At 50.5% G+C, this 24,581-nt stretch carries 22 protein-coding genes; 14 read left to right on the top strand and 8 right to left on the bottom strand.

The features are described from left to right. Window positions 1-277 precede the first annotated feature (277 nt). Window positions 278-1,003 (top strand): MBL fold metallo-hydrolase, encoded by a 726-nt coding sequence (locus AC58QM_RS23350; protein WP_497287255.1) that lies wholly within the window; start codon window positions 278-280, stop codon window positions 1,001-1,003. Window positions 1,004-1,024: 21 nt separating this feature from the next. Then, complete coding sequence (locus AC58QM_RS23345) at window positions 1,025-1,603, top strand: TetR/AcrR family transcriptional regulator (RefSeq protein WP_497287254.1); 579 nt, start codon at window positions 1,025-1,027, stop codon at window positions 1,601-1,603. 435 nt (window positions 1,604-2,038) lie between these two features. Here the strand turns inward: AC58QM_RS23345 and AC58QM_RS23340 are convergent, their stop codons facing one another. After that, window positions 2,039-2,725: a DNA-3-methyladenine glycosylase family protein gene (locus AC58QM_RS23340; RefSeq protein ID WP_497287253.1), complete on the bottom strand. Its 687-nt coding sequence runs from the start codon at window positions 2,723-2,725 to the stop codon at window positions 2,039-2,041. A gap of 150 nt (window positions 2,726-2,875) precedes the next feature. Between AC58QM_RS23340 and AC58QM_RS23335 the strand changes: the two genes are divergently transcribed. From AC58QM_RS23335 to AC58QM_RS23320, 4 genes are all read left to right on the top strand, one after another. After that, window positions 2,876-4,876, top strand: coding sequence for a GTP-binding protein (locus AC58QM_RS23335; RefSeq protein ID WP_497287252.1), 2,001 nt, complete (start codon window positions 2,876-2,878; stop codon window positions 4,874-4,876). Between the two features lie 202 nt (window positions 4,877-5,078). Next, window positions 5,079-5,660: a glycerol-3-phosphate responsive antiterminator gene (locus AC58QM_RS23330; protein WP_497287251.1), complete on the top strand. Its 582-nt coding sequence runs from the start codon at window positions 5,079-5,081 to the stop codon at window positions 5,658-5,660. Then, window positions 5,657-7,165, top strand: coding sequence for a glycerol kinase GlpK (glpK, locus tag AC58QM_RS23325; protein WP_497287250.1), 1,509 nt, complete (start codon window positions 5,657-5,659; stop codon window positions 7,163-7,165). Before AC58QM_RS23330 ends, glpK begins: the two co-directional genes overlap by 4 nt. 149 nt (window positions 7,166-7,314) lie before the next feature. Continuing rightward, window positions 7,315-9,018, top strand: coding sequence for a glycerol-3-phosphate dehydrogenase/oxidase (locus AC58QM_RS23320; RefSeq protein ID WP_497287438.1), 1,704 nt, complete (start codon window positions 7,315-7,317; stop codon window positions 9,016-9,018). Window positions 9,019-9,378: 360 nt separating this feature from the next. On the opposite strand, the gene dgoD is transcribed toward AC58QM_RS23320, so the two are convergent. Next, window positions 9,379-10,527 (bottom strand): galactonate dehydratase, encoded by a 1,149-nt coding sequence (dgoD, locus tag AC58QM_RS23315; RefSeq protein WP_497287249.1) that lies wholly within the window; start codon window positions 10,525-10,527, stop codon window positions 9,379-9,381. Window positions 10,528-10,755: 228 nt separating this feature from the next. Here dgoD and AC58QM_RS23310 point away from each other — a divergent pair, with 228 nt between their 5' ends. The 4 genes from AC58QM_RS23310 to AC58QM_RS23295 all read left to right on the top strand — a co-directional run bounded on the left by AC58QM_RS23310 (window position 10,756) and on the right by AC58QM_RS23295 (window position 13,837). Beyond that, window positions 10,756-11,670, top strand: a complete 915-nt coding sequence (locus AC58QM_RS23310) for an ornithine carbamoyltransferase (protein ID WP_497287248.1) — start codon at window positions 10,756-10,758, stop codon at window positions 11,668-11,670. Between the two features lie 31 nt (window positions 11,671-11,701). Further along, entirely contained in the window at window positions 11,702-12,331 is a 630-nt protein-coding gene (locus AC58QM_RS23305; RefSeq protein WP_497287247.1) for a LysE family translocator, read from the top strand. A 99-nt stretch (window positions 12,332-12,430) separates the two neighbouring features. Then, on the top strand, window positions 12,431-13,084 hold the full coding sequence (locus AC58QM_RS23300; protein ID WP_497287246.1) for a glycosyltransferase: 654 nt from the start codon (window positions 12,431-12,433) through the stop codon (window positions 13,082-13,084). A 165-nt stretch (window positions 13,085-13,249) separates the two neighbouring features. Beyond that, entirely contained in the window at window positions 13,250-13,837 is a 588-nt protein-coding gene (locus AC58QM_RS23295; protein WP_310500063.1) for a TVP38/TMEM64 family protein, read from the top strand. A gap of 178 nt (window positions 13,838-14,015) precedes the next feature. Here AC58QM_RS23295 and AC58QM_RS23290 read toward each other — a convergent pair whose 3' ends face one another. Together AC58QM_RS23290 and AC58QM_RS23285 are read right to left on the bottom strand one after the other, a co-directional pair. Further along, complete coding sequence (locus AC58QM_RS23290) at window positions 14,016-14,750, bottom strand: DUF421 domain-containing protein (protein ID WP_497287245.1); 735 nt, start codon at window positions 14,748-14,750, stop codon at window positions 14,016-14,018. A gap of 102 nt (window positions 14,751-14,852) precedes the next feature. Next, window positions 14,853-15,797 (bottom strand): SDR family oxidoreductase, encoded by a 945-nt coding sequence (locus tag AC58QM_RS23285; RefSeq protein WP_497287437.1) that lies wholly within the window; start codon window positions 15,795-15,797, stop codon window positions 14,853-14,855. 55 nt (window positions 15,798-15,852) lie between these two features. On the opposite strand from AC58QM_RS23285, the gene rpiA reads away from it, so the two are divergent. Continuing rightward, the gene (gene rpiA / locus AC58QM_RS23280; protein ID WP_497287244.1) at window positions 15,853-16,524 is read left to right on the top strand and encodes a ribose-5-phosphate isomerase RpiA; all 672 of its coding nucleotides are present in this window, start codon (window positions 15,853-15,855) and stop codon (window positions 16,522-16,524) included. Between the two features lie 82 nt (window positions 16,525-16,606). Here rpiA and AC58QM_RS23275 read toward each other — a convergent pair whose 3' ends face one another. Together AC58QM_RS23275 and AC58QM_RS23270 are read right to left on the bottom strand one after the other, a co-directional pair. Next, a complete protein-coding gene (locus AC58QM_RS23275) occupies window positions 16,607-17,107 on the bottom strand; it encodes a DinB family protein (RefSeq protein WP_497287243.1) in 501 nt (166 codons plus the stop codon). 69 nt (window positions 17,108-17,176) lie between these two features. Continuing rightward, on the bottom strand, window positions 17,177-18,118 hold the full coding sequence (locus AC58QM_RS23270) for a helix-turn-helix transcriptional regulator (RefSeq protein ID WP_497287242.1): 942 nt from the start codon (window positions 18,116-18,118) through the stop codon (window positions 17,177-17,179). A 145-nt stretch (window positions 18,119-18,263) separates the two neighbouring features. Between AC58QM_RS23270 and AC58QM_RS23265 the strand changes: the two genes are divergently transcribed. Together AC58QM_RS23265 and AC58QM_RS23260 are read left to right on the top strand one after the other, a co-directional pair. Further along, window positions 18,264-19,709 carry an amidase family protein gene (locus AC58QM_RS23265; protein WP_497287241.1) on the top strand — a complete coding sequence of 482 codons (1,446 nt, stop codon included), beginning with the start codon at window positions 18,264-18,266 and terminating at the stop codon, window positions 19,707-19,709. Between the two features lie 74 nt (window positions 19,710-19,783). Then, on the top strand, window positions 19,784-20,638 hold the full coding sequence (locus tag AC58QM_RS23260; protein ID WP_497287240.1) for a YybI family spore inner coat protein: 855 nt from the start codon (window positions 19,784-19,786) through the stop codon (window positions 20,636-20,638). An 87-nt stretch (window positions 20,639-20,725) separates the two neighbouring features. Here the strand turns inward: AC58QM_RS23260 and AC58QM_RS23255 are convergent, their stop codons facing one another. Then, complete coding sequence (locus AC58QM_RS23255; RefSeq protein WP_497287239.1) at window positions 20,726-21,955, bottom strand: aminopeptidase; 1,230 nt, start codon at window positions 21,953-21,955, stop codon at window positions 20,726-20,728. An 84-nt stretch (window positions 21,956-22,039) separates the two neighbouring features. Between AC58QM_RS23255 and AC58QM_RS23250 the strand changes: the two genes are divergently transcribed. Beyond that, window positions 22,040-23,719: a glutamine--tRNA ligase/YqeY domain fusion protein gene (locus AC58QM_RS23250; RefSeq protein ID WP_497287238.1), complete on the top strand. Its 1,680-nt coding sequence runs from the start codon at window positions 22,040-22,042 to the stop codon at window positions 23,717-23,719. A gap of 481 nt (window positions 23,720-24,200) precedes the next feature. Here the strand turns inward: AC58QM_RS23250 and AC58QM_RS23245 are convergent, their stop codons facing one another. Next, window positions 24,201-24,554: a hypothetical protein gene (locus AC58QM_RS23245; protein WP_497287237.1), complete on the bottom strand. Its 354-nt coding sequence runs from the start codon at window positions 24,552-24,554 to the stop codon at window positions 24,201-24,203. Window positions 24,555-24,581: the final 27 nt, after the last annotated feature.

Raw genomic sequence — 24,581 nt, 5'->3', positions numbered from 1 at the left:
CACTTGGAATGGACTGTAGGACAAATATGAGAACTATTTTACCACATAAGGAAGATAAAGTTTTCGATACCCGAAAAATGCACAGATTGGCGATAAAACCTACATCTGAACGCGGTCGCTCCTCCATGAATTGCTTCGATAAGGGTTTTCTCACCACAGTCTAATAAAGAACACTCAGACAAATGCACAGATTTCAAATAGATGAAAAATGTTTCTTTACAAAACTAATGACATTAGTTATTATACTAATATAAGTAGTTAAGAGGAGGCGTTGAATATGAAAATAACGCAAAACGGACATTTGTACCAATTGGCTTTTATGCCGAGGTTTTTCCCAGTAAATTGTTACTTGGTTGAGGAAGAAGCCGAATTAACTTTGATTGATGCAGCTTTACCATTCAGTGTGAAAGGTATTCTGCAGGCGGCAAAGCAAATTGGGAAGCCAATTACACGTATCGTTCTGACACATGCGCATGGGGATCATATTGGTGCATTAGACGGTTTGAAAAAGGAATTACCTCATGCACAAGTATACATCTCCAGAAGGGATGCGAAACTGTTGGCAGGCAACGTGGAGTTGGAGGCGGATGAACCTCAAACGCCGATAAAAGGTGGCGTTCCGAAAGGAATTCAGACGAAACCTGATGTGCTATTGGCCGATGGGGATCGGATTGGTTCGTTGCAAGCTTACGCTGCACCTGGTCATACCCCTGGTTCCATGGCTTTCCTCGATGTACGGAGTCGGGCTTTGATCGCCGGGGATGCTTTCCAAGTGCGAGGCGGAGTAGCGGTATCCGGTGTGGTGAAATGGAAATTCCCGTTCCCAGCCTTGGCGACGTGGAGTAAAGAAGCTTCCTTGGCGAGTACACGCCGATTAAGACAGCTAGAACCTAGCATACTGGCAGTCGGACATGGACGGATGCTTGAGCAGCCGGTCGCCATTATGGATGCTGCGCTCGACGAAGCGACAGCGAAATTCCAAGGTACATCAGCGACTATTTAGAATAGAGGGGCACAGGATAAGATGGCGATTCGACAAGGATTAGATGCAGAAACGGTTTTGCAAGCGGCAATCGAACTGGCAGATCAGCAAGGAATTGAGCAGCTTTCGCTGGCTGCATTGGCGACCAAACTGACTATTAAAACACCTTCCCTTTACAATCACATCAAGGGCTTGCCTGATCTGCGCAAGCAGCTATCTAAGCGAGGGCTTCTCCTCGTGAAGGAAGCGATGATCGAAGCCGTGATTGGTAAAGCAGAGGATGAAGCCTTATTGGCTGCTGGTGTAGCTTATGTGGATTTCGCTCGGAAGCAGCCAGGTCTGTACGAGGCGATCTCAGCGCTGCCTGATTATGAAGATCCCGAGCTGAAAGAAGTCGGCGCTGGGGTTGTAAGCTTCCTGTTGCGCATCCTTGCGCCGTATGGGCTCAGTGAGGAAGATGCACTGCACGTGGTGCGCGGTTTTCGGAGCATGGTGCACGGATTCGCCTCCCTCGAGCATCGGAATGGCTTCCGCATGGGGCTAGATCGGGATGAGAGCTTGCGTCGGTTGTTGCAGACGTATTTGCGAGGGCTGCGGGCTGATGTGGCGCGTGAGAAGTAGCGTGATGTGCTTGGGAATCAAGGTGAGTTGAAGTAGAGGAACAGCAAGCTGCCTAGGAGGCTAACTAAATGGAAATCATACAGTTAATTTAGGTGTATTTCATCAAAATTGGATGATTAGCTGGAAAAAGTACAGCTAATATAGACTGATTTGGTGACATGGCAACTAAAAGCTGAAAATACCTGTAGGAAATCCAGCTATTCTTGTTTTTGGGTGAAAATTAGCAAAATTAGCTACATAAAATCCAGTTAGATTTGTTGAGGGGCATCGGGGGCGGTTGAGCTAAGCGAGCTAGTGAGTTTTAGTGAAAGTGAGCGTGAGTGGGTCCTGATGGATGACTGCTTGCGTTTTTTTTCGTGTAAGGGCTTTGGTGGAAGCGGGGAGGCGAGCTTTGGTCGCGTTACTCCCCCTAGAATTAGCAGACACTGGGCATTTCTATGCCTGCATCGGCTTCTCGCATGCTTCCACCGGCAGGCCCGAATCCACGAGCCCTGTATCGATGGCACGCCATAAATAGAGGGAACCGAAGCTGCGATAAGGAGCCCATCCTTCGGCGGCGACGCCTAAGTAATTTTTGTCTGGGCGCTCAGGAAGTGCATGCAGCCAGCGGGCTGCACGCTGTAGACCAGCATCACCGAGGGATAAAATGTCGGGTCGTCCTAAGGTGAAGATAAGGAACATTTCAGCGGTCCAAACTCCGATTCCTTTGACACTCGTTAGCTGCTTCAGAAGTTCTGTGGTATCTACATCTTGCAGCTGATCCAGCATGACTTCACCGCTCAGCACCTTGGTGCTTAGGTCGCGAATGTAGCGGATTTTGGGATAAGAGACACCGCATTGGCGGATGGCTTCCTCGTCTGTAGCTAGAACATCCTCTGGCGTAATGGAGGGAATGATCGCTTTAACTCTGGTTTTGATCGTTAATGCGGCTTTGGCTGAGAGTTGCTGGGAAATAATCGACATGACGAGAGACTCATAGGGGCGAAAGCTGGGTGTAAGTGTGAGTTCACCGATGAGCTCGATCAACCTAGCTAATTTCGGGTCAGCTTGTGATAAAGCGATGATGGCAGGGTGCTGATTATGAAGTTGAATGGTTGTAGTAGGCACAGTGGGCTGGTGCATAACAATTCCTCCTCAGAAAAATCATTTTCTAACGGCGACACCTTCACTTTAAATCTTCAAGCAGGAAGAGCGAATTGGTTGGCTTATCCAAATGGACTCTCTTTGAGTATAATAGAAGAAAGAATGAAAGCCAAAGGGGCCGGAGCGGGAATGACAGATGAGAAACGCATAGTGTCGAGAAGGAACGTGGGGATTTTCGCGCACGTTGATGCGGGAAAGACGACAACTACAGAGCATTTGCTATATCTAAGCGGGCGCATTCGCGCGCTAGGCAGTGTAGATAGCGGGACGGCACAAACGGATTCTCTGGACGTAGAACGTGAGCGGGGGATTTCGGTTCGCAGCGCAACGACAAGTCTAGTGTGGCAAAATACATGGATCAATCTGGTAGATACGCCAGGTCACGTCGATTTCTTGTCGGAAGTGGAGCGCTCCTTACGTGTGATGGATGGAGCGATTCTGATTATCTCTGCCGTGGAGGGCGTGCAGTCGCAGACGGAAATGATCTGGCATGCGCTGCAATCGCTTAAAATCCCAACGCTGCTATATATGAATAAATTAGACCGCGTCGGGGCTGACCCTGAACGCGTCCTACAGGAGATTCATAAGCAGCTCACGGGGATGGCGGTGCCCATCTATGCGCCGATGGGCATCGAGGACACGTTCCGCGGCGCGCGGAACGTATTGGATGACGCGCCGCCCGCAGCCGGCGCGCTCCATGGATTCGACCTCGCAGCCGCGGTCGAAAAGCTCTCCGAGCTCGATGAGCCGCTGCTCACGAGCTATATCGAAGGTGCGCCTATCACGGCGCACGACGTCAAGGCCGCCCTGCAGCGATACGCGCGGCAGGGGGAAGCTTTTCCTTTGCTGGTCGGAGCCTCCAGCAAAGCCATAGGCATCGAGGAGCTGCTCGCAGCGATCCTCGAGTATTTGCCTGAGCCGCGCGGCGATGCAGAGCAGCCGCTGTCGGCTGTGGTCTTCAAGGTCGAGCGCGACAAGACCATGGGGCGCATGGCGTACGTCCGCCTCTACGAGGGGACGATCCGTAACCGGGACACCGTCGTCAACGCCACGCAGGGCGTGGAGGAGAAGGTGACCCAGATTCGCCGCATCGACGGGCGCAAAGCCGAAGACCTCGGCATTGTTGCGGCTGGCGACATCGCGGCCGTCTGCGGCTTGACGCAGGTGCGGATCGGCGATGTGCTCGGCCGACCGGACAGCGTGCCGCCTGCGCCGCGCATGGCAGTGCCGCTGCTGACCGTGCAGGTGCATGCGGAGAGCGATGCACAGTATCCGGCGCTCGTCGCCGCGCTGCAAGAGCTCACGGACGAAGATCCGCTGCTCGATCTGCAATGGCTGCAGGACGAGCGTGAGCTGCACGTCAAGGTCATGGGCGCGATCCAGCTCGAGATTCTGACAAGTCTCTTAAGCTCGCGCTTCAACTTAAACGTAAGGTTCGACCAACCTTCCGTCATCTACAAAGAAACGCCTTCGCAAGCAGGTGAAGGCTTCATAGCCTATACGATGCCCAAGCCGTGCTGGGCGATCTTACGTTTTCATATCGAGCCAGGTGCGCCGGGCAGTGGGCTCGTGTACCAGTCTCAGGTACGCGGCGAGCAGCTGCTCGTGCAGTACCAGAATGAAGTGGCGCGCCGCGTGCCGGAGGCGCTGCAGCAGGGGCTGCTCGGTTGGGAAGTCACCGATGTGAAGGTGACTCTTCTAGAGGGTGAGCATCACGTCTGGCACACCCATCCGCTCGATTTTGCCGTCGCAACGCCCATGGGCATCATGCAAGGGCTCGGCCAGACGGGCACGACGCTGCTGGAGCCAATGCTGCAAGTAAGGATCACCGTACCCGAAGAGTTCGGTGGCAAGGTGCTCAGCGATCTGGTACAGATGCGGGCAACCTTCGATCCGCCTAGCATAGCGGGAGGACGATTCGTCCTGGAAGGACGACTTCCAGTGGCAACATCTCTGGAATACCCTGTGAAGCTTAGTGCCATGTCAGGCGGGCGTGGCGTGATTACGTCCTCTTTTGCCGGCTATCAGCCAAGCCCTCCCGATGTTCATGCTGAACGTAAGCGGCGCGGCGTCAACCCGCTGGATCAGTCGAAGTATATTTTGGCCGTACGCAAGGCCTTAGCCAATTAAGCTCTGCAGGTGCATCCATCAGCCATTGACATGGTGTCCCCTCTTTCAGTAAAATACAGGTAAGTTAATAACATGTGACGGAGAACAGGAGACTCACTTGGATTGCCCTTTGAATAGAGAAGGCGAATCTTGGTGAGTCTTTTTGTCGTGTTCGTCCTGTTTAGATACGTTCAGATAGGTTCAGGAAATCGAGGTGAAGCGCATGTCATTACAGGATCAATGTATTTTGCCAGCCATTCGTAAAATGAAGGATTTAGAGAAGCTCATGAAGTCTTCTTATACGTATATCGTGCTGCTTGACAGTCATATTGGGCAGCTCAAAAGCATTGTTGACCTCGGTAGAGCGAACGGGAAGAAGATGCTGCTTCATGCGGATTTAATAGAGGGTCTGAAAAACGACGAGTTCGCAGCGGAATTTCTGTGTCAAAGCATTCGTCCTGCGGGGATTATTTCCACGCGTGGCAATGTGATTACCAAGACAAGGCAGAATGGCTTGATCGCGATTCAACGACTCTTTTTGCTAGATAGCTCAGCACTGGATAAAAGCTACACGTTGCTTGAACGCTCACAGCCGGATTACATCGAGGTCATGCCTGGTGTCATTCCGCACATTATCAAAGAGGTGAAGGAGCGCTCGGGTATTCCGATTTTTGCAGGTGGCCTGATTCGTTCTGTCGATGATGTGGAGCAGGCGCTTGCGGCGGGTGCCACGGCTGTGACAACCTCAAACCATGAGCTATGGCAGCATTATGAACCTACGAAAGGTGGCTCTTCCAAACGATGACAACTACGGGATCCAAGCCCTCTTATATGCTTTCCCTCGATCAGGGGACAACTAGTTCTAGAGCCATTTTATTTGATCAAAAAGGGAGCATCATCCACACCGCGCAGCAGGAGTTTAAGCAGTATTTTCCGAAACCAGGCTGGGTGGAGCATGATGCGAACGAAATTTGGCTGTCCATTCAAAGTGTGATCGCGACCTTGCTGTCAGAGTCCGGGGTGCAGCCCACGGAAATTGCGGGAATTGGCATCACGAACCAACGGGAGACGGCGGTTGTCTGGGATCGGCATACGGGCATGCCGGTTTATCATGCGATTGTCTGGCAGTCGCGGCAGACGGCGGACATTTGCGAGGAGTTGAAGGCTGCTGGCCTTAGCGACCTGTTCCGGGAGCGGACGGGGCTGCTGATTGATGCGTATTTTTCGGCGACCAAAATCAAATGGATCTTAGATCATGTCGAGGGTACCAGAGCAAAGGCGGAGCGCGGTGAGTTGCTTTTCGGCACGATGGATACGTGGATCATTTGGAAGCTGACGGGTGGCAAGGCGCATGTCACGGATTACTCCAACGCTTCGCGGACACTCATTTACAACATTCATGAGCTAAAGTGGGACGAGGAACTCATGGGTCATTTGGACATTCCAGCAGCAATGCTGCCGGAAGTTCGTTCGTCATCTGAGGTATATGGGCATACGCAGGAAAGCCTCTTCTTTGGAGCGGCGATTCCAATCGCGGGTGCGGCAGGGGATCAGCAGGCAGCTTTGTTCGGTCAGGCGTGTTTTGAAAAAGGCATGGCCAAAAACACCTACGGCACCGGCTGCTTCATGCTGATGAACACAGGGAATCATGCGATTCCGTCGCGTAGCGGCCTTTTGACAACCATTGCATGGGGCTTGAACGGGAAGGTTGAGTATGCGCTGGAGGGCAGTATTTTCGTCGCAGGATCGGCGATTCAGTGGTTGCGGGATGGGCTGCGGATGATCAAGTCAGCGAAGGATTCCGAGGATTATGCCAAAAGAGTTGTCTCTACAGAAGGCGTGTACGTGGTTCCAGCTTTTGTCGGACTTGGGACGCCTTATTGGGACAGCGATGTGCGGGGAGCGGTTTTTGGGCTGACGCGGGGGACGTCGAAGGAACATTTTATCCGGGCAACCTTGGAATCTCTTGCTTATCAGACGAAAGACGTGCTGCAGGCGATGGAGGACGATTCGGGCATTGAGCTTACGAAGCTGCGGGTGGATGGCGGTGTCGTCAAAAACGACTTCCTCATGCAATTCCAAAGCGACATGCTGGGTGTCACGGTGGAGCGTCCAGTTATTAATGAAACGACGGCGCTTGGGGCGGCTTACTTAGCTGGTCTTGCGGTTGGTTTCTGGCAGGATCAGGCGGAAATTTCGGCGCAGTGGCAGGTGGATCGGGCCTTTGAGCAGGAAATGGCAGCTGATTTACAAGAAAAGTTGTATAGCGGATGGAAAAAGGCGGTAAATGCCGCGATCGCTTTTAAATAAAGGCATACAGTGTTATACTACAACTAACAAGTTCATATTCGGTTGGAGACTAGGAGAAACCACAGCGGACCTTTACGTGCAAACGTGATAGGCTTGTTGTGGTTTTTCCTTTTTTCATACATGGAGGAGAGATTAAGGTGACGGATCAAATGAAAACAGGACAACATACACAATTTAGCGGGTTAAAAAGAAAAGAGACGCTCGAGGCAATGACACAGCAGCAATTCGATGTGATTGTGATTGGCGGCGGGATAACGGGTGCGGGGATTGCGCTGGACGCTCAGAGTCGCGGGCTTCGTACGGCGTTGATTGAGATGCAGGACTTTGCTTCAGGGACGTCGAGTCGTTCGACGAAATTGGTGCATGGTGGACTGCGGTATTTGAAGCAGCTGGACGTGAAGGTTGTAGCCGAGGTCGGTAAAGAGCGGGCGATTGTCTATGAAAATGGGCCACATGTGACGACACCGGAGTGGATGCTGCTGCCTTTCTATAAAGGTGGAACGTTCGGCAAGTTATCTACATCGCTTGGTTTGCGGGTCTACGACTTCTTAGCAGGGGTTAAACGCTCGGAACGACGCAAAATGTTCAGCCCTAACGTGACTTTGCAGCACGAGCCTTTGCTCAAGAAGAAGGATCTTAGAGGCGGCGGCTACTATGTGGAATATCGTACGGATGATGCGCGGTTAACGATTGAGGTGATGAAAAAAGCGGTGGAGCTCGGCGCGATGGCGGTGAATTACGCTAAGGTCGAGGAATTGATCGTGAAGGATGGCACGTTGGTTGGCGTGCGCGTAGTGGATCAACTAGCCGAAGCTGGCGGGAAAGATCACACGGCTTCGTACACGCTGTCTGCGAGTAAAATCGTGAATGCAGCGGGACCGTGGGTGGATACCCTTCGTGAAATGGACCGCTCGAAACAGGGTAAAACGTTGCATTTGACCAAAGGGGTGCATTTGGTTTTTGATCAGAGCCGGTTCCCGCTGGGGCAGGCGATCTATTTCGATACGCCGGACGGGCGCATGGTGTTTGCGATCCCACGCGATGGCAAAACCTATGTCGGTACGACCGACACGAACTACAAGGGGGATATTGCGAATCCCCGTATTACTTTGGCTGATCGCGCCTACGTGCTGCGTGCCGCGAACGAGATGTTTCCGTCCCTCGGGTTGACGGAGGCTGACGTCGAATCGAGCTGGACCGGGCTGCGCCCGCTGATCCATCAAGAGGGCAAAGACCCTTCTGAGATTTCGCGCCGCGACGAAATCTTCATCTCGGGCTCCGGCCTCATTTCGATGGCCGGGGGCAAGCTGACCGGCTACCGCAAAATGGCGGAGTCGGTCGTGAACCAGATCGCCGCCATGCTGGTGGCGGAGGGCAAGGTCTCGGCGGCGCTCCCGCCGAGCCGCACGAAGACGCTGCCGATATCTGGCGGCAATGTGGGCGGCTCCGCGAAGCTGGCGCCGTTCTTGCGCAGCAAGGTCAGCCAAGGCCTGCGACTGGGGCTGACCGAGTCAGAGACGATGCTGCTCGCGCAGCGATACGGGTCCAACGTGGACACCGTATTCGCGCTGCTGGAGCAGCACCGGGCTGAGGCGGAGCGGCGGGGCATGCCCGCTGCGGTGCTCGCTGCGCTCGTGTACGCGATCGAGCGCGAGATGGTCGTGAAGCCGGCGGATTTCTTCATCCGCCGGACGGGCGCCCTCTTCTTCGACATCGCGTGGGCAAGGCAGTGGAAGGCTGCGGCGACGGCCTTCCTGGCGGAGCGCTTCGGCTGGAGCGAAGCGCAGACAGCGGCTTACACCGCCGAGCTGGAGCAGTTGCTCCATGAGGCGGTTCATCCGCTGGAGGCTTAAGCCGTCGATATAGGCTTTCCCTCCTCTAAATCATATTTTATGTCATTCTCAGATCATCAAATGAAATAACTGGATTTCCTGCAGCTAATTTAGCATAAATAGTTCTTTTTGCGAAACTAACTGGAATTTCTACAGCTAAAATTGAGTCATACCCCGTGTATCAGGGTTTTTCAGCTGATATAGCTGGAGTTTTTCCAGTTAATCTGCGATTTAGAGGAATTGCTCAGGAATTAACTGGAGGTTTTCCATCTATTCCGCAGATGGTGGCGGATTTATCAAGAGTGTCATTCAAATAAAATAAGTCGTCCCACAATTCCTCAAGGAAGTGTAGGACGACTTATTTGTGCTGCTAGAGAGGTTTTACCACTCCGCCACAGTACCATCCTCTTGACGCCAAATTGGATTCTTCCAATTGTGTCCGATGGCCGCCATTTCGCGGACTTTCTCTTCATTGATTTCGATCCCGAGGCCGGGAGCGGTCAAATTCTTCACGAAGCCTGCTTCGTACTGGAAGACAGACGGATCTTTCAAATAATCCAGCAGATCGCTGCCTTGATTATAGTGAATGCCGAGGCTTTGCTCTTGGATGAACGCATTTGGCGAGCAAATATCCAGCTGCAGACAGGACGCTAAGGCTATAGGACCAAGCGGACAGTGCGGTGCAATGGCAATATCATAGGCTTCGGCCATTGCGGCAATTTTGCGAGTTTCCAAAATCCCGCCAGCATGCGAAAGATCCGGTTGAATAATATCTACGATGCCTTGGGCGAGTAGTTCTTTAAAGCCCCAACGCGTATACATACGCTCTCCCGTGGCAATGGGACATGAGGTATAGCGAGCGATTTCCTTCAATGCCTCATTGTTTTCAGGCAAAACAGGCTCTTCTATGAACATCGGGCGATAAGGCTCGAGTTCTTTCACGATGATTTTGGCCATTGATTTATGTACACGACCGTGAAAGTCGATGCCGATACCGATGTCTTTTCCGACGGCTTCACGAACGGCCGCTATACGGGCAATGGCTTCATCTACTTTGCGGATTGAATCAATATAATGAAGTTCTTCTGTAGCGTTCATTTTCACCGCGGTGAAGCCAGCTTTAACTTGCTGCTTCGCAGATTCACCTACGTCACTTGGGCGGTCGCCGCCAATCCAGGAATAGACACGCGTACGGTCGCGGCAAGCTCCACCTAATAAATCATAAACAGGGGCGTTGTAGAACTTGCCCTTAATGTCCCAGAGAGCTTGTTCAATCCCAGAAATCGCGCTGGAAAGGATGGGGCCTCCCCGATAAAACCCTCCGCGGTACAGCACTTGAAACATATCTTCGATTCGCATCGGATCCTTCCCGATGATTTGGTCGCTCATTTCCATCACAGCTGCTGCGACCGTATCGGCTTTCCCCTCTACGACAGGTTCTCCCCATCCTGTAATACCTTCATCCGTTTCGATTTTCAAAAACAACCATCTTGGCGGCACTTTAAACAATTCTAATTTCGTAATTTTCACGGAAATACGTCCTCTCCTTGTTACCTAGAATGTTCGACAGTTCACTGCAGGAACGGCAGTCGAAGCTGTCCGGCGTAGTTGGCAATCGCAATAAAATCGTACCCTTTTAAATTTCGTGACACGTTGTCAGACTTCCTGCTATATACAACTATTGACATATGGCTCTCCTCAACATAGAATGTATTAAAATGCAAAATGACGTATAAATATACAAAGGCGGTGACGAAGTTGCAGCACCTTTTAACCCTACAAGAGCTTGATAAAGCAACCTTGTTGTCCATTATTACGAGGGGTATTGAGATAAAAAACAATCCCAAGGCGTACTACGACCACTGCGAGCGTAAGGGGTTGCTTATGCTTTTTCAAAAATCATCGACGCGAACGGCTCTTTCCTTTCAATCAGGAGTTCATCAGATGGGTGGTTATGCAGTGAATATGGATTGGGATTCTAGTAACTTTCGGATCTCTCCCATTCAATACGAAGCCCGTTATGTGTCTAGGAACTGCGATATCATCATGGCCAGGCTCAAAAAACATACGGATTTACTAGAATTAGCTGCCTATTCGCAAGTGCCAGTCATTAATGGCTGCTGTGAGAAATACCACCCCTGCCAAGCGCTTGCTGATCTTATGACGATGTACGAAGTAAAAGGATCTTTTGAAGGTGTAACGTTGGCCTATGTTGGTATTCATAATAATGTGGCTAATTCCTTAGTTGCAGGTTGTATGACCTTGGGGATTAAACTGATACTGGTCACACCTATTGTCAATGAGGCTTCGTGGGACGTAGAACTGATGCAGCGGGCTTATCAGAGCGGGTATGTGGAGGAAGTTGAAGTTTTGTCGGCAGCAATGAAGAAGGCCGATTTTATTTACACCGACACGTGGGTCGATATGGAGTGTTTCTCGGATGACGCTTATCAGGAAGAGAAACATAGACGAATAGATATTATGATGCCTTTTCAGATCAATAAGCGAAGCCTTGGGAAGTATGCACCCTATATCATGCATGATATGCCGATTCATCCAGGCTTTGAAATTGCTGAAGAGGTGATTGAGTCGGAGAATTCGATCATTTATCAGCAAGCGGAGAATCGGATGCATGTTCAGAAGAGTCTGCTTTTACATTTGCTAAACGTATAAACGAAAAAGAGGGAGGGAGGATTTCCGCGATATGACATATACAACGCTACTAGCCTTCGCCCTAGTCTCACTAGGCATGGTGTGCACGCCTGGGCCTAACATGATTTATTTGATTTCACGTTCAATCACTCAGGGGCGGATGGCGGGAATCATTTCACTATTAGGTATTGTACTTGCCTTCCTCGTCTACATCGTGATTACGATGTTAGGGCTCTCGGCATTGTTTTTGGCGGCTCCCTTTGTGTTTGATGCAGTAAAGCTTGCCGGAGCAGCCTACTTGCTATGGCTTGCATGGCAGGCTGTGAAGCCAGGCGCTAGGTCGGTACTGACAGCTCGGGATCTACCCGTTGACCCACCTAAGAAGCTATTTCTGATGGGCTTCATGACGAATCTGCTCAACCCGAAAGCTGCGGTCCTGTATGTGTCTCTTCTACCTCAATTCGAGGATCCAGCAAGGGGGTCGTTACTGCTGCAGAGCGCTGCGCTGGGACTCACGCAAATCACGGTGAGCTTTACCGTCAACCTTCTTATCGTGCTGACGGCAAGTCACATTGCGAGTTGGTTCGGCACACGTCCGCAGTGGTTAAAGTTCCAACGGTGGCTGATGGGGAGCGTGTTAACGGGGTTGGCGGTGCGTCTCGCTTTCGAGCGAAGACAATAGGGTCTTTATGTTTATAGCGGCAGAGATTGGGTATAAAAACGGTGGTATCTCCTCAAAATAAACCATGTTCGAGAATTGTTTACAGAGGAGAAGGTTTTTATGAAACGAAGGTTCCTAGTAGTAACGCTGCTCGTAGCGATGGTTCTCTCTTTTACATTGACGCCAAATGGCGCACAGGCAGCTGTGAAAGAGCCTGGTTCTGTGCTTTGCATGAACCCTTCCAAGGTGAAGCTCAAGGAAGATCTAAGGAGACTATGGATCGATCATGTAGGTTGGACAAGGAGCTATCTCATCAGTGCGATTGCTGGGGTGGAGGATCAGAAGGACGTATTGGCTAGACTGCTGAAGAATCAGCAGGATATCGGCAATGCGGTGAAGCCGTTCTATGGAGATGCGGCGGGTAATAAGCTGGCTGACCTCTTGCGGGAACACATCCAATTAGCAGGCGGTGTCATAGACGCGGCCAAAGCTGGTAATCAGGCCGAACTCGCGAAATTCAACAAAGAATGGTACCGGAATGCGGATGATATTGCCAAGTTTCTAAGCGCTGCTAACCCGAACTGGTCACAGAAGGAACAGCAAGACATGCTTTATGGACATTTGCAATTTCTTACCGAGCAGGTGACAGCAAGACTTAAAAAGGATTGGAACGCTGATATCCTTGCTTATGATAAAGGCGAAGATCATATGATCATGTATGCCGATATGTTATCGGATGGGATTATCAAGCAGTTCCCTGATAAGTTCAAATAAGTTCCTCTACGTTCAAATAAGATCAAAATCTTAAGCTGATACTGGGTGCATCCGGTGTCAGCTTGTTTTGTGCTTCATCGTGCGCGGATGGGGCCGTCGTGCTATAATCGTGCCATATGAACGAGAGGAGAGGGAAGGTCGAAGATTGTCGACTTTTCACGCCATATGGATATCAAAGAGCTCTTATCTTATTTAACTGAAGAGAATCTCATGCTGATTTTGGACAAGTACCGCTCATTAGGTCCACTGCCGGGACTTTTGCTTCCCTTTATGAAATCCTTCATTCCCCCACTTCCAACGCTAGTGATCATTAGTGTGAACGCGACAGTGTATGGGCTGTGGCTTGGCTTTCTCTACTCATGGATCGGAATTGTGTGCGGATGCTTGGTGACATTTGCGATTGTGAAAAAGGTGGCAGGCCACCCCTATCTCGTACGCTGGTCGCAGAAGCCGAAAGTCCAAAAAAGCCTCAACTGGGCGCGGCGCCAAGCGTTCAACTATGTTTTTATCCTTAGCTTATTTCCACTGGGACCCTTCGTGGTCATTAATATGGCGGCGGGGCTGGTCCGGATGCGGTTTCGATCATTCCTCGTGGCGGTTGCTGCAGGCAAAGCGGTGATGGTTATGTCCGTAAGCTTTATAGGTTACGATTTGAAGAGGTTCGTGAACAATCCGTATGAGCTTATTTATGTGGCCTTATTCATTGCGATTTCTTTGGTTATTAGCAAAAGGGTAGAAAAGCGGTTTATGTGAGGGTTGATGATGACCCCGCCGGCAGCAAAGGACAGTGCCCATATCTGGGGTGATGCCGATGCTTGAGGCGGGGTCATTTCTATTTATTTAGGCATTTGTACAATAAAATGTTTTGTCGCGTCCCCCAGAGGGGAATATGGAAGGTAGGGGATTGTTGAACCAAAAAACGAATCAACGCTTAATGCAGCGTCAATTCGTCTTTATCCGGTTTATCCAGCTCCGTGTACACACGGATTTGGTCTTGATCATCAATCGTTGCGAGCACGACATGCTCAAGTTGAGCATGTGCGGCCATCATCTTTGCTTCCAGCCAAGCCAAATCTTTGCCGTGCTGCGCGAGCAACTTGGTATCATAGGCCCCTTGGATAATCAGTGGCTTCACAAGGGAGAAAGGATCGCTTGGGATTGCCATATCTTTGGCAGTCACCGTTTGATGCTGGGGTTCGAGGAAGACAGAGACCATGCCGCCAGGCTCCCACAGAGCCAGCGCAACCTTCCCAATATCCTCAACTTGTTGTTTGCGGAGCTCTGAGAAGAGGTGGTCGACGGAGATTTTGGCTTTACGCAGCCCATCTAAACGAAGTTGTCCATGTTCAATTAGCGTCAAGGGTGACGGCTCAAAGAGATGCTTGAGGAAGTTCCATTTGAGGCTCAGCCAAGAAGTTAGGAGATAGAGCACCACGATCGCAACGGTCGTGATCATGGAGCCTTTTAAACCTAAGTGCTCATCAGAGAGCGGATGTGCCATGATATTACCTAGGATAAGAGCGATGACGAAGTCGAGAAACCGCAACTGCGAGATGGAGCGTTGGCCTAAGGCTTTGGCCGTGATAAGCAGAAAAAAGTAGCCAACAATGGCTCGTAAAATCCATTGCAGGGTGGTTAGTGATTCTTGACTGCGAAAGAAGTCCAAGGTCGTCACACTCCGAACATAAGGTAAATGCTCCCTATAAGGTACCCTTATCTGGGATCAGCTATCCGCTGTTAGCGAGGGTGCAGTCCTCCAACGCGTCTCTTACGCCCCGCCAGCGAGTCCGACCTGCTCCTCGCTCCAAGACCAGAGCTGACGAGCTAACGCATCGTCCTTCGCTCTGACAGACACAGGCGCAATCTTCCGCCTGTAGTAGTACTCGCCGCTGACTGCCCGTACGTCCGGGCTCGTGGCCAAGTACACCGCCGTATCCGCACCCTGCGCCGGCGTCAAGAAAAATGGCCGCATCATCGCATGGACGGCCTTCCCAAACCCGGTGTCGCGATCGACACCGATGTTCGTGCCCACGGCTCCCGGATGGAGCGAGTTGGCCGTGGCCGAAGTGCCTGCGAGCCGCTTCGCGAGCTCGCGGGTGAACAGGATATTCGCCAGCTTCGACTGGGCGTATCCGTTCCAGACCCGGAACCCTCGCTGCAGGTGAGGGTTCGCCCAATCGATGCGCCCGATTTTGTGGGCGCCGGAAGAGACATTGACGATCCGCCCCTGCGGAGCGCGGATAATGGCGTCCAGCAGAAGCTGGGTCAGCAGGAAGTGGCCGAGATGGTTGACACCCATCATGGCCTCGAAGCCATCTGCTGTGGTCTGCCGCTTCACGGTGACGACACCTGCGTTATTCACAAGCACGTCGAGCACGTCGTGCTTAGCCAGAAACGCTGCTGTGAAGGCGCGAATGCTCGCAAGTGAAGCGAGGTCGCACAGCATTAGCTCGATGTGCGCGGATCCGCTTTGGCTGTGGGCTTCTGCAAGCGCCTTCTCGCCTCTTTGCTGGTTGCGGCAGAGCATAATAACCTTAGCGCCAAGCTTGGCCAATGCCACTGTCGTAGCCAGGCCCATACCCGAGTTGGCTCCGGTGACGAGTACCGTTTTATTTTGCATCAGGGATCGCCTCCTTTTTATTCCAGTATAGCCCATGAGGGGAATCCCCGCATGGATTCCTTCTGGCCTAGCGGAGCAGCTAAATTCCTGAATTGTGTTAAACTAGTGAGATGAGAAACGTATCCATAGAAGTGAGGTGCATGAAGAGATGGAAGCGAAAAAAGCAGCAGCAGAGCTAGCCATAATGGATATCCAAGATGGGATGATTGTTGGTTTGGGGACAGGCTCAACAGCCTATTGGGCTATTCAAGGTCTCGGACTTCGCGTGCAAAACGGCCTGAAGATTCAGGCGGTTGCCACTTCCGTAGCCTCCGAGAATTTGGCCAAGGAGTTGGGCATCCCGCTTATTCCTTTTGCAGATATCACAGAAATCGATGTCACAATTGATGGGGCAGACGAAGTCGACTCTGATTGGCATTTAATCAAAGGCGGAGGAGGCGCACTGCTGCGGGAGAAGATCGTTGCTTTTTCAAGTAAGAAGCTGATCGTGGTCGTTGATGAAAGCAAAGTCGTTGAGCGACTGGGCACCTTTCCTCTTCCTGTAGAAGTTGTCCAATTTGGTTATGAACTGACGGTTCGAAATCTTCAAGCACTAGGCTGCGAGCCCCAAGTCAGAGTTGCTGACAATCAGTCCTATGTAACAGACAATGGGAATTACATCATTGATTGTTATTTTGGCACTATTCCTAATCCTGCGGAGCTTCATCAGGCTATGAACAGCATTCCAGGTGTTGTGGAGAATGGGCTATTTGTCGGGATGGCGAGTCAGGTAATCGTCGGGTATCGGGATGGTTCCGTGAAGAGGTTGGTTGGTGGATAACATTGCGCATGAAAAAAGAGTTGTCCCATCAGTCCTTAAGAGGACTTGGTGAGGCAACTCTTTCTGTTTAAACGACGACTATTTATACCAACGGCTCCATGCCCATACCAATCCAGCTTTCCCGTGTAGGTCCGTAAATGTCTGGTACGAGTAGTCCAGCTTGGCGCATAAGCACAATCATTTCACCGCGATGATGAATTTCGTGCGAGATGAGGACGCGTAATGTAAGCCCGTTAGGCCATTGATCACCGTACATGTCGCTAGTTTCGGTCAGCTTCTCGTCGGTCCATTGCGAACGAATGGCTTCGATGGCTGCGGCAGATGAGGTGCGGTAGGTGTCAGCGATGGTTTTCGCAGAAGCAGGGGCAATCTCTTCCCCTTCAGGAGCGTCGAATGTCAGCCCTGTGCGAGATAGCATTTCATGAATTGTCGTCGCAATATGCCAAGCAATTTGTCCAAGCGAACGAAGTTCAGGCGTGATTTTTTGAGCAAGTGAAGCATCTGTCAGGACGTCAAACACACGTTGTGTGCCTTGTGCTTCTCGGCTGTATTCGATGGCGAAATCTTCAATCATTTTAAACATGGGGGTTGTCCTCCTCAAAGTTTTTATTTCTTATTCTCAGTATAGACAAGCTTTGCTGACAACAGCATGTCAGTGATTCGAATAGAGGGCAACAATTTTTTCTGCCATCTCTATGACAGCTGCTGCGATATGCAAAGGTTCGAGAATACGCAAGCTGGGTCCATAGCCGAGCAGCATGCTATAGAGCCAAGGTTCATCAGGCTGCATCGCTTTGACCAGCAGTGTTCCGTCGGTTTGGAGGGTCACATGCTCAGGCTGGAAGTAGTCTTCGATCTTCGCCCTGACATTCGGCTGTGCATGCAGCACGAGCGTAATAAGGGTGGAGGTGTCTCTTTTGCTCCAACGATAATCAAGTGTCTCCAAGGTTTTCTGTTTGCGCTCGAAGGTTTGGGACAGCAGCTCGATGGTTTGTATACGGGATAAGCGGAATACACGAAAATCCTCACGCAGCAAGCAATACCCGTACAAATACCAGCCGAAGCCCTTTACGACGATCCCCATCGGTTCAATGGTTCGCTCGGACAATTCGCTTTGCGATGATAGATAGGAAAAGGTGACGAGCCTTGTTTCCTTGATGGCCGTACGCAGAACGGTAATATGCTCCGTATCTTGATGGCCATTACGCCAGGGATTCATGTCGAAGATGAGCTGGTTGCCCAGTTGCGCTGCAGCGGGTTGTTCGGATTTGGCAACTAACGCGCCAACCTTATCTAGCAAATTGCTGATTTCCTGGTCGCCTACCGAAGCGCGTATCCCTTTGAGGCCGATGATGATCGATTGCAGCTCTTCCAAAGACAAGAACTGACGGTCGAGCCGATATTGGTCCATAATTTCATAACCACCACTGAGTCCTGCATAGGAAACAACGGGAATACCAGCTTGGTTAATGGCTTCCACATCCCGATAAATGGTGCGCAGGGACACTTCGAAACGTTCGGAGAGTTCCTTGGCACTTATGCGTCGACGATTGAGCAGCAGCATGGTGATGGCGAGTAAACGATCTATTTTCAAAAAAAGCACCTCATTGACTCTGGTCGTATTCTTCTAACTAATTCGATTGTGATGGTGGAAATCCTTTGTATCCAATGGGAAGAAGGTAAAGCTGAATGCCTAGGGAATTAGTTTAGCATGAATCGTAGAAGGGTGGCGGTGGATCGTGACGCGTATATCGGAAGAATTGATGGCAAATGCGGATATTCAAACTCTTCAACTTGCGTTGGAACGACGGGAGATTAGCTCCGTTGACCTAGTGCATTACTATCGTAGTCGAATTGAGGCCTATAACGGCAAGATTAATGCGGTGCTGGAGCTGAATCCAGATGCACTAGAGGTTGCAAGAGCCTTAGATAGAGAACGTGTGGAAGGTGGGAGCCGAGGTCCTCTGCATGGTATTCCTATCCTGCTCAAAGACAATATTCAAACGGCGGATCGCATGCACACCAGTGCAGGGTCGATCTGTTTGGCTGATCATGTGGCGACAGAAGATGCTTATATCGCTGCAAAGCTGCGTGAAGCTGGTGCGGTGCTGCTTGGCAAAGCGAATATGACAGAATGGGCGAATTTCATGGCGGTTGCCATGCCTTCGGGCTATAGCTCACGAGGCGGGCAAGTGGTGAATCCTTATGGACCGGGCAGGTTTGAGGTTGGCGGATCCAGCTCGGGGTCAGGTGCGGCAGTTGCGGCGGGCTTTGCAGTGGCAGCTATTGGCACAGAGACGTCAGGATCTATCGTCAATCCAGCAGGACATAACAGTCTTGTTGGCTTGAAGCCTACGGTAGGTCTATTAAGCCGTACAGGCATTATACCGCTTTCTAGCAGTCAGGATACGCCGGGTCCGATGACACGAACGGTGAGCGATGCGGCTGTTTTGCTAGGCGCGATGACAGGTGTGGATGGTTCGGATGCACATAGCCTTGCTAGTGATGGGCAAGGTCATCGAGATTATACGCCATTTCTCGAACGCCGAGGGCTTCATCAAGCCAGAATAGGGATTCCACGTTGGTACTATCAACAGTTGGATGAGGAAGAACGGCAAATCGCGGAGCAAGCTATTCAGGTGTTGCGAGATGAGGGCGCGATTGTGATCGATGACGTGGCGCTTCCTTGCCAAGATGCCGTCTGGAACTATGATGTACTACTCTACGAGTTCAAAAGAGATCTCAACGCTTATCTAGGGAAACTAGATCCCTCGAAGACGCCGGTTCACTCCTTACAGGAGGTTATTGCATTCAATGAAGCGCACGCAGAGAAGGCGTTGGTCTATGGGCAGGATACGCTGATTTGGTCACAGGATGCTAAGGGAACATTAACTGAAGAGGCTTATCTGACGAGTCTTCAGGCATATAGAGAGCTCACACGGCAGCAAGGCATTGACCATGCCCTCGAAACGTATCAACTCGATGCGTTGTTCTTTCCCAAAGATGAGGGCGAGGATCTTGCCGCCAGAGCAGGCTATCCGCTTCTGATTGTACCCGCTGGGTACACAAGCAAAGGTCCTATGGGTGTCATGTTTGCCGCCGGAGCTTTCAGTGAGCCCATGCTGATTAAGCTTGCGTATGCGTTCGAGCAGGCCACGCAGTGCCGCAAACCGCCTCTATTGTAATGATTTGCCGCATACCTCATGGAAAAATTTGAAATAATAAACCGAATTCAATTCCATGATGGGAAGTGCGAACAATGTCTCGGTTTAGAAAACGTTTTATGATTCCGCTGCGCACAGCAGCAATAGGTATGGTCTTGTGCAGTGCTTTGAGCCTCAGCCAGTCGGTGGAAGCTGCAGTGGTACCACCGCCATCAACACAGCTTACGCCTCCTCAGAGTGGTCAGGGCCAGCTGATCCAAACACGAGAGATCGATGTCACGGGCGATGGCCAGTTCGAGATCGTCTCCCTTGTCGGTCTGAAATCGGATTTGAACAGTCCCTATTATGACAAGCTATTTATCTCCGTCGTCGGACAGGGTCAGGCGCAGGTCGTGATTCCGTTAGAAGGCGGGTATAACCCGAGGATGGATTTTTGTGATTTTATCCACGATAAGCTGCCTCAGATCTATGTTACTTCCGATACAGGCGGCAGCGGTGGTTTCACTTCCAATTACATCTATTCGCTCAAAAATAACGTACCCACTGCGATTCCGATGCCGGAGCCGCTCCGTGTCAAAGCGACCTTTAAGAATAACTATAAGGTGAAGATGAAGATTGAGGAGACCGGCAAATCCTTCACCCTCGACATTGCAGACCGAAAGGAAGCTTATGAGCAATTTGGCATTTACAACCAAGGGAAGCTTGTTAAGCCGCTTATTGTGAATGTGGATGCGTACAGCTTGCTGAAACCTATCGATACGGATCGGGATGGCATCTGTGAGTTGAAGGGTGTTCAACGAATCACGGGTATCGCCAATGCCGATACACTCGGTTATGTCACTTCGATATGGAGATGGCACAAGGGCCAGTGGAAGCTGAAAGAAGCAGCCGTGGTTCAAACCTTAAGTACTAGCATGATGCGCATGCCGAATCCGGTAGACGAAGATTAATCGATGTGCAAAAAAAGACCGCTTATACTCGGAGGAATCTCCAAGTACGAGCGGTCTTTATACATGGTGCAGTGGTTATCGTACGGCCTATGCCCAGTTTCCATTGCGGAAAAGTGGCTCACGGGTACCGTCTGCAAGAATACCGTCAATCGCCATATCCTTCGATCCAATCATGAAATCCACGTGGATTAAACTCTTGTTATAGCCGTTTGCTTCGAGTTCCTCGGGGCTCATGGCTGTCCCACCCTCGATGGTGAACGGGTAGGAATTGCCAAGCGCGACGTGACAGGACGCATTTTCGTCAAACAGCGTATTGTAGTAGATGAGGCCCGATTGTGAAATCGGTGAATCATAAGGCACGAGGGCAACCTCGCCCAAATAACGTGCACCTTCATCCATGTTCAACATGTTGTTGAGCACTTCTTGACCGACTTCGGCAGTCGCTTCGACGACGCGGCCATCCTTAAAGGTGAGACTGAAGCCATCGATCAACGAGCCTTGGTAGCTTAGCGGCAAAGTGCTGCGAACGGTACCGTTCGTTCCGCCGCGTGCTGGCATCGTGAAGACTTCTTCCGTTGGGATATTTGGCACGAAGAAAATGCCTCTCTCGGATTCGCTGCCTGCGGCAACCCATTGATGCTTCGCAGCTAGCTCTATGTACAGGTCTGTACCTGGTGCTTGGAAATGCAGCTGCTTAAATTTCTTGATGTTGAGCAGGTTCATCTTCGCCGTCAACGTTCCGATATGTTCTTTCCAAGCGGCAACAGGATCGGACTTATCGACACGTGTCAGTGTGAAAATTTGCTCCCACAGCTTCGTCACACGCTCGGATTCGCCTAGGTTCGGGAATACTTTGGCAGACCATTCCGCGGTCGGGTAGGAAACCAATAACCAGTTGACTTTGTTGCTGCGCGTATAGGAAAGATAGCCTTCACGCGCTGTAGCTGCAGCCTTGCTGGACATAGCTACACGCTCTGGTGGAATATCTTTTAACAAATCAGAGTTAGGTGCGTAAATCGACAAGAAGGCAGCGCCATCCTTCGCCATCTCTTCCAGGCCTTTCGCGCGCCACATTGGATATGTACGCAGGGTATCGTCTGGTGCATTCTTCAAGCGTAAAGCCTTCACTTCATCGTCATCCCAATCGACGACTACATCTTTGGCTCCAGCTTCATAGGCTTTCTTTGCAAGCTTGCGAACGAAATCCGCGCAGGCTATCGGCGTTGAGATCACGACCGTTTGATCCTTTTGTACATTTAATCCGACACGAATAGCAAGCTCTGCATATTGATCTAAGTAATGCTCGAATGATTCCATCTTCTTGTCTCCTTTATATTTGAGTACCATTTAGTGTATGATAGAAAATAAAACTTTAACCCGTGGGAGAAAGGCTGGGCACATATGGAAACGAAAAACGCTGAAGCTAACGTAAGCGAAATATCAAATTTCATTAAGAACATTGTAAACGAAGATTTGAAATCAGGCAAAGTCAGTCAGGTCGTGACCCGATTTCCCCCGGAGCCGAACGGTTACCTTCATATAGGACATGCAAAGGCGATATGCACGAACTTTGAAATTGCGGATGATTTCAATGGATTGACGAACCTGCGATTTGATGACACGAATCCGGTCAAAGAAGATGTTGAATATGTGGAATCCATTAAACAAGACGTAGAATGGCTTGGCTTTAAATGGGACGGGCTTTTCTTTGCATCGGACTATTTTGAAGAGATGTATAGCCGAGCATTAGTCTTGATTCGCAAAGGACTGGCTTATGTAGATGACCAATCTGCAGATCAAATCCGTGAGACTCGTGGTACGCTGACACAAGGCGGTTCCAACAGTCCTTATCGTGAACGTACGATAGAGGAAAATATGTCCCTATTTGAGCGTATGCGTGCTGGTGAATTCAAAGACGGTGAGCGTGTGCTGCGCGCCAAAATTGATATGTCATCGCCCAATATTAATCTGAGAGACCCTGTCATCTACCGTATTCTCCATGCACATCACCATAATACAGGAGATAAGTGGTGCATCTATCCGATGTATACGTACGCACACCCGCTTGAAGATTCTATTGAAGGTGTCACACACTCTCTTTGTTCTAGCGAGTTTGAAGATCAACGTCCTTTCTATGACTGGGTTATTCGTGAGTGCGAGATGCCGAATATATCAAGACAATATGAATTCGCCCGTATCAGTCTAAAGAATACCGTTACGAGCAAAAGAAAATTGAAACAACTCGTGGACGAGCAAGTCGTAGACGGTTGGGACGATCCGCGTATGCCTACGATTTCCGGAATGCGCCGCAGAGGTTTAACACCAGAATCGATTCGCAATTTTGTCCGTGAGCTTGGCGTATCCAAAGGCGGCGGCGGCAGTGTCGTTGACACTCGCATGCTGGATCACTTCATCCGCGAGGACTTGAAGCTGAAGGCGCTGCGCACGATGGGTGTGCTCAATCCGCTCAAAGTTGTCATCACCAACTATCCTGAGGATGGCGTGGAGATGCTGGAAGCGGAGAACAACTCCGAGAACCCAGAAATGGGGAATCGCATGATTCCGTTCTCGCGCGAGATCTACATCGAGCAAGACGACTTCATGGAAAATCCGCCGGCTAAGTATTTCCGCTTATTTCCCGGCAATGAAGTGCGTTTGAAAAACGCCTACTTCATCAAGTGCAACGACTTCATCAAGGATGCCGATGGCAACGTGGTTGAGTTGCATTGCACCTATGATGTTGAGACCAAAAGCGGCAGCGGCTTCACTGGCCGTAAAGTCAAAGGCACCATCCACTGGGTGGACGCGAAAAGCGCTGTACCAGCGGAGTTCCGCTTGTATGAGCCGTTGATTTTGGATGATGAGGAAGGCGAGGAAGAGGCTTCTTTCCTGGATAAGGTCAATCCGAACTCCATGCAAATCGTGCATGGCTTCGTGGAAGACAACATGAAGGCTGCGAACCCGCATGACAAGTTCCAGTTCTTCCGCCACGGTTACTTTAACGTGGATCCGAAGTACACAACACCAGACCATCTGGTGTTTAACTTGATCGTGTCGTTGAAAAGCTCGTTCGTAGTGTAATGAGCGGATATAGATAAGTGAGTAAGAGACCCTAGCGGATGCTGGGGTCTTTTTTCAATTCTGGTTTTCATGGGTGCTGGTTAAGTTTTTTTGGTGAGGTGGCGTGCCAGTGGGATGGTAAGATGGCGTGCTGATAAGTGGATGAGCTGAAAAGCCTGCAAATGTGCAGGCTTTTCGGGTATTTTGGCGTGGAAATAGCAAATACCTGCAAATATGCAGGCATTTGGAGAGAAACGCAGCTGGATCGGCGTAATCGTGGGGAAAAGATGTATTTTTGCAGCATGTGCGGTTAAGTAGAGGATAGACGAGGAAAAGGATGTAAATTCGCAGGTTTTCGTCAGTTAGTCAGTATAATGAATCGAAGTGGCGCGAGGGGGAGTAGGGAGTGCAGGAAAGTAAGAAAGCGAGAAAGCGAGAAAGTAAAAAAAAGGCCACCCCACAGCATCTTCATGCTGCGGGGATAGCCCTCTTTCACTATCAATTAACCAATAATCGCATAGGCAGATACGCGAGCAGGAACTGTGCGTGTGCGGAAAAGGACGCCAAATCGGTCAAAAGTGCGGATAACGATCGTTCTGTTCGTTGGCGTGAAGATGTTATTGAAAACAGCTGTTCCAAAGCTGTCGAATCTAGCTGTACCGATAAAAACTCCGCCCAATGTGCGTGCTTGGCAGGTAAAGCCTGTCGTATTGAAAGGTACGCCTGCGTTGTTAACCCAAAGGACGGTAAATCTAGTCAATCTTTGTGTTGGTTTGATATTGGCAGGAATACGGTGAACGGCTTTACCTTGACCTCTATCTATGCTGCTAGGGAGAAGAAGTTTGTTAGTTTTCATTGATTTCACCTCCTCATACTGTCTGAT

This window comes from Paenibacillus sp. J22P165, assembly GCF_059692015.1.
The sequence above is the reverse complement of the archived record's forward strand: the minus strand, read 5'-3'. Positions and strand labels throughout refer to the sequence as shown.

Excerpts from the sequence above, each read along its gene's own strand:
- AC58QM_RS23300 (WP_497287246.1), top strand. The coding sequence starts at position 12,431 with ATGAAACGAAGGTTCCTAGTAGTAACGCTGCTCGTAGCGATGGTTCTC.
- AC58QM_RS23335 (WP_497287252.1), top strand. The coding sequence starts at position 2,876 with ATGACAGATGAGAAACGCATAGTGTCGAGAAGGAACGTGGGGATTTTC.
- AC58QM_RS23350 (WP_497287255.1), top strand. The coding sequence starts at position 278 with ATGAAAATAACGCAAAACGGACATTTGTACCAATTGGCTTTTATGCCG.
- AC58QM_RS23245 (WP_497287237.1), bottom strand. The coding sequence starts at position 24,554 with ATGAAAACTAACAAACTTCTTCTCCCTAGCAGCATAGATAGAGGTCAA.
- glpK (WP_497287250.1), top strand. The coding sequence starts at position 5,657 with ATGACAACTACGGGATCCAAGCCCTCTTATATGCTTTCCCTCGATCAG.
- AC58QM_RS23345 (WP_497287254.1), top strand. The coding sequence starts at position 1,025 with ATGGCGATTCGACAAGGATTAGATGCAGAAACGGTTTTGCAAGCGGCA.
- AC58QM_RS23305 (WP_497287247.1), top strand. The coding sequence starts at position 11,702 with ATGACATATACAACGCTACTAGCCTTCGCCCTAGTCTCACTAGGCATG.
- AC58QM_RS23340 (WP_497287253.1), bottom strand. The coding sequence starts at position 2,725 with ATGCACCAGCCCACTGTGCCTACTACAACCATTCAACTTCATAATCAG.
- AC58QM_RS23260 (WP_497287240.1), top strand. The coding sequence starts at position 19,784 with ATGTCTCGGTTTAGAAAACGTTTTATGATTCCGCTGCGCACAGCAGCA.
- AC58QM_RS23320 (WP_497287438.1), top strand. The coding sequence starts at position 7,315 with ATGAAAACAGGACAACATACACAATTTAGCGGGTTAAAAAGAAAAGAG.
- AC58QM_RS23250 (WP_497287238.1), top strand. The coding sequence starts at position 22,040 with ATGGAAACGAAAAACGCTGAAGCTAACGTAAGCGAAATATCAAATTTC.
- AC58QM_RS23295 (WP_310500063.1), top strand. The coding sequence starts at position 13,250 with ATGGATATCAAAGAGCTCTTATCTTATTTAACTGAAGAGAATCTCATG.
- AC58QM_RS23275 (WP_497287243.1), bottom strand. The coding sequence starts at position 17,107 with ATGTTTAAAATGATTGAAGATTTCGCCATCGAATACAGCCGAGAAGCA.
- rpiA (WP_497287244.1), top strand. The coding sequence starts at position 15,853 with ATGGAAGCGAAAAAAGCAGCAGCAGAGCTAGCCATAATGGATATCCAA.
- AC58QM_RS23330 (WP_497287251.1), top strand. The coding sequence starts at position 5,079 with ATGTCATTACAGGATCAATGTATTTTGCCAGCCATTCGTAAAATGAAG.
- AC58QM_RS23255 (WP_497287239.1), bottom strand. The coding sequence starts at position 21,955 with ATGGAATCATTCGAGCATTACTTAGATCAATATGCAGAGCTTGCTATT.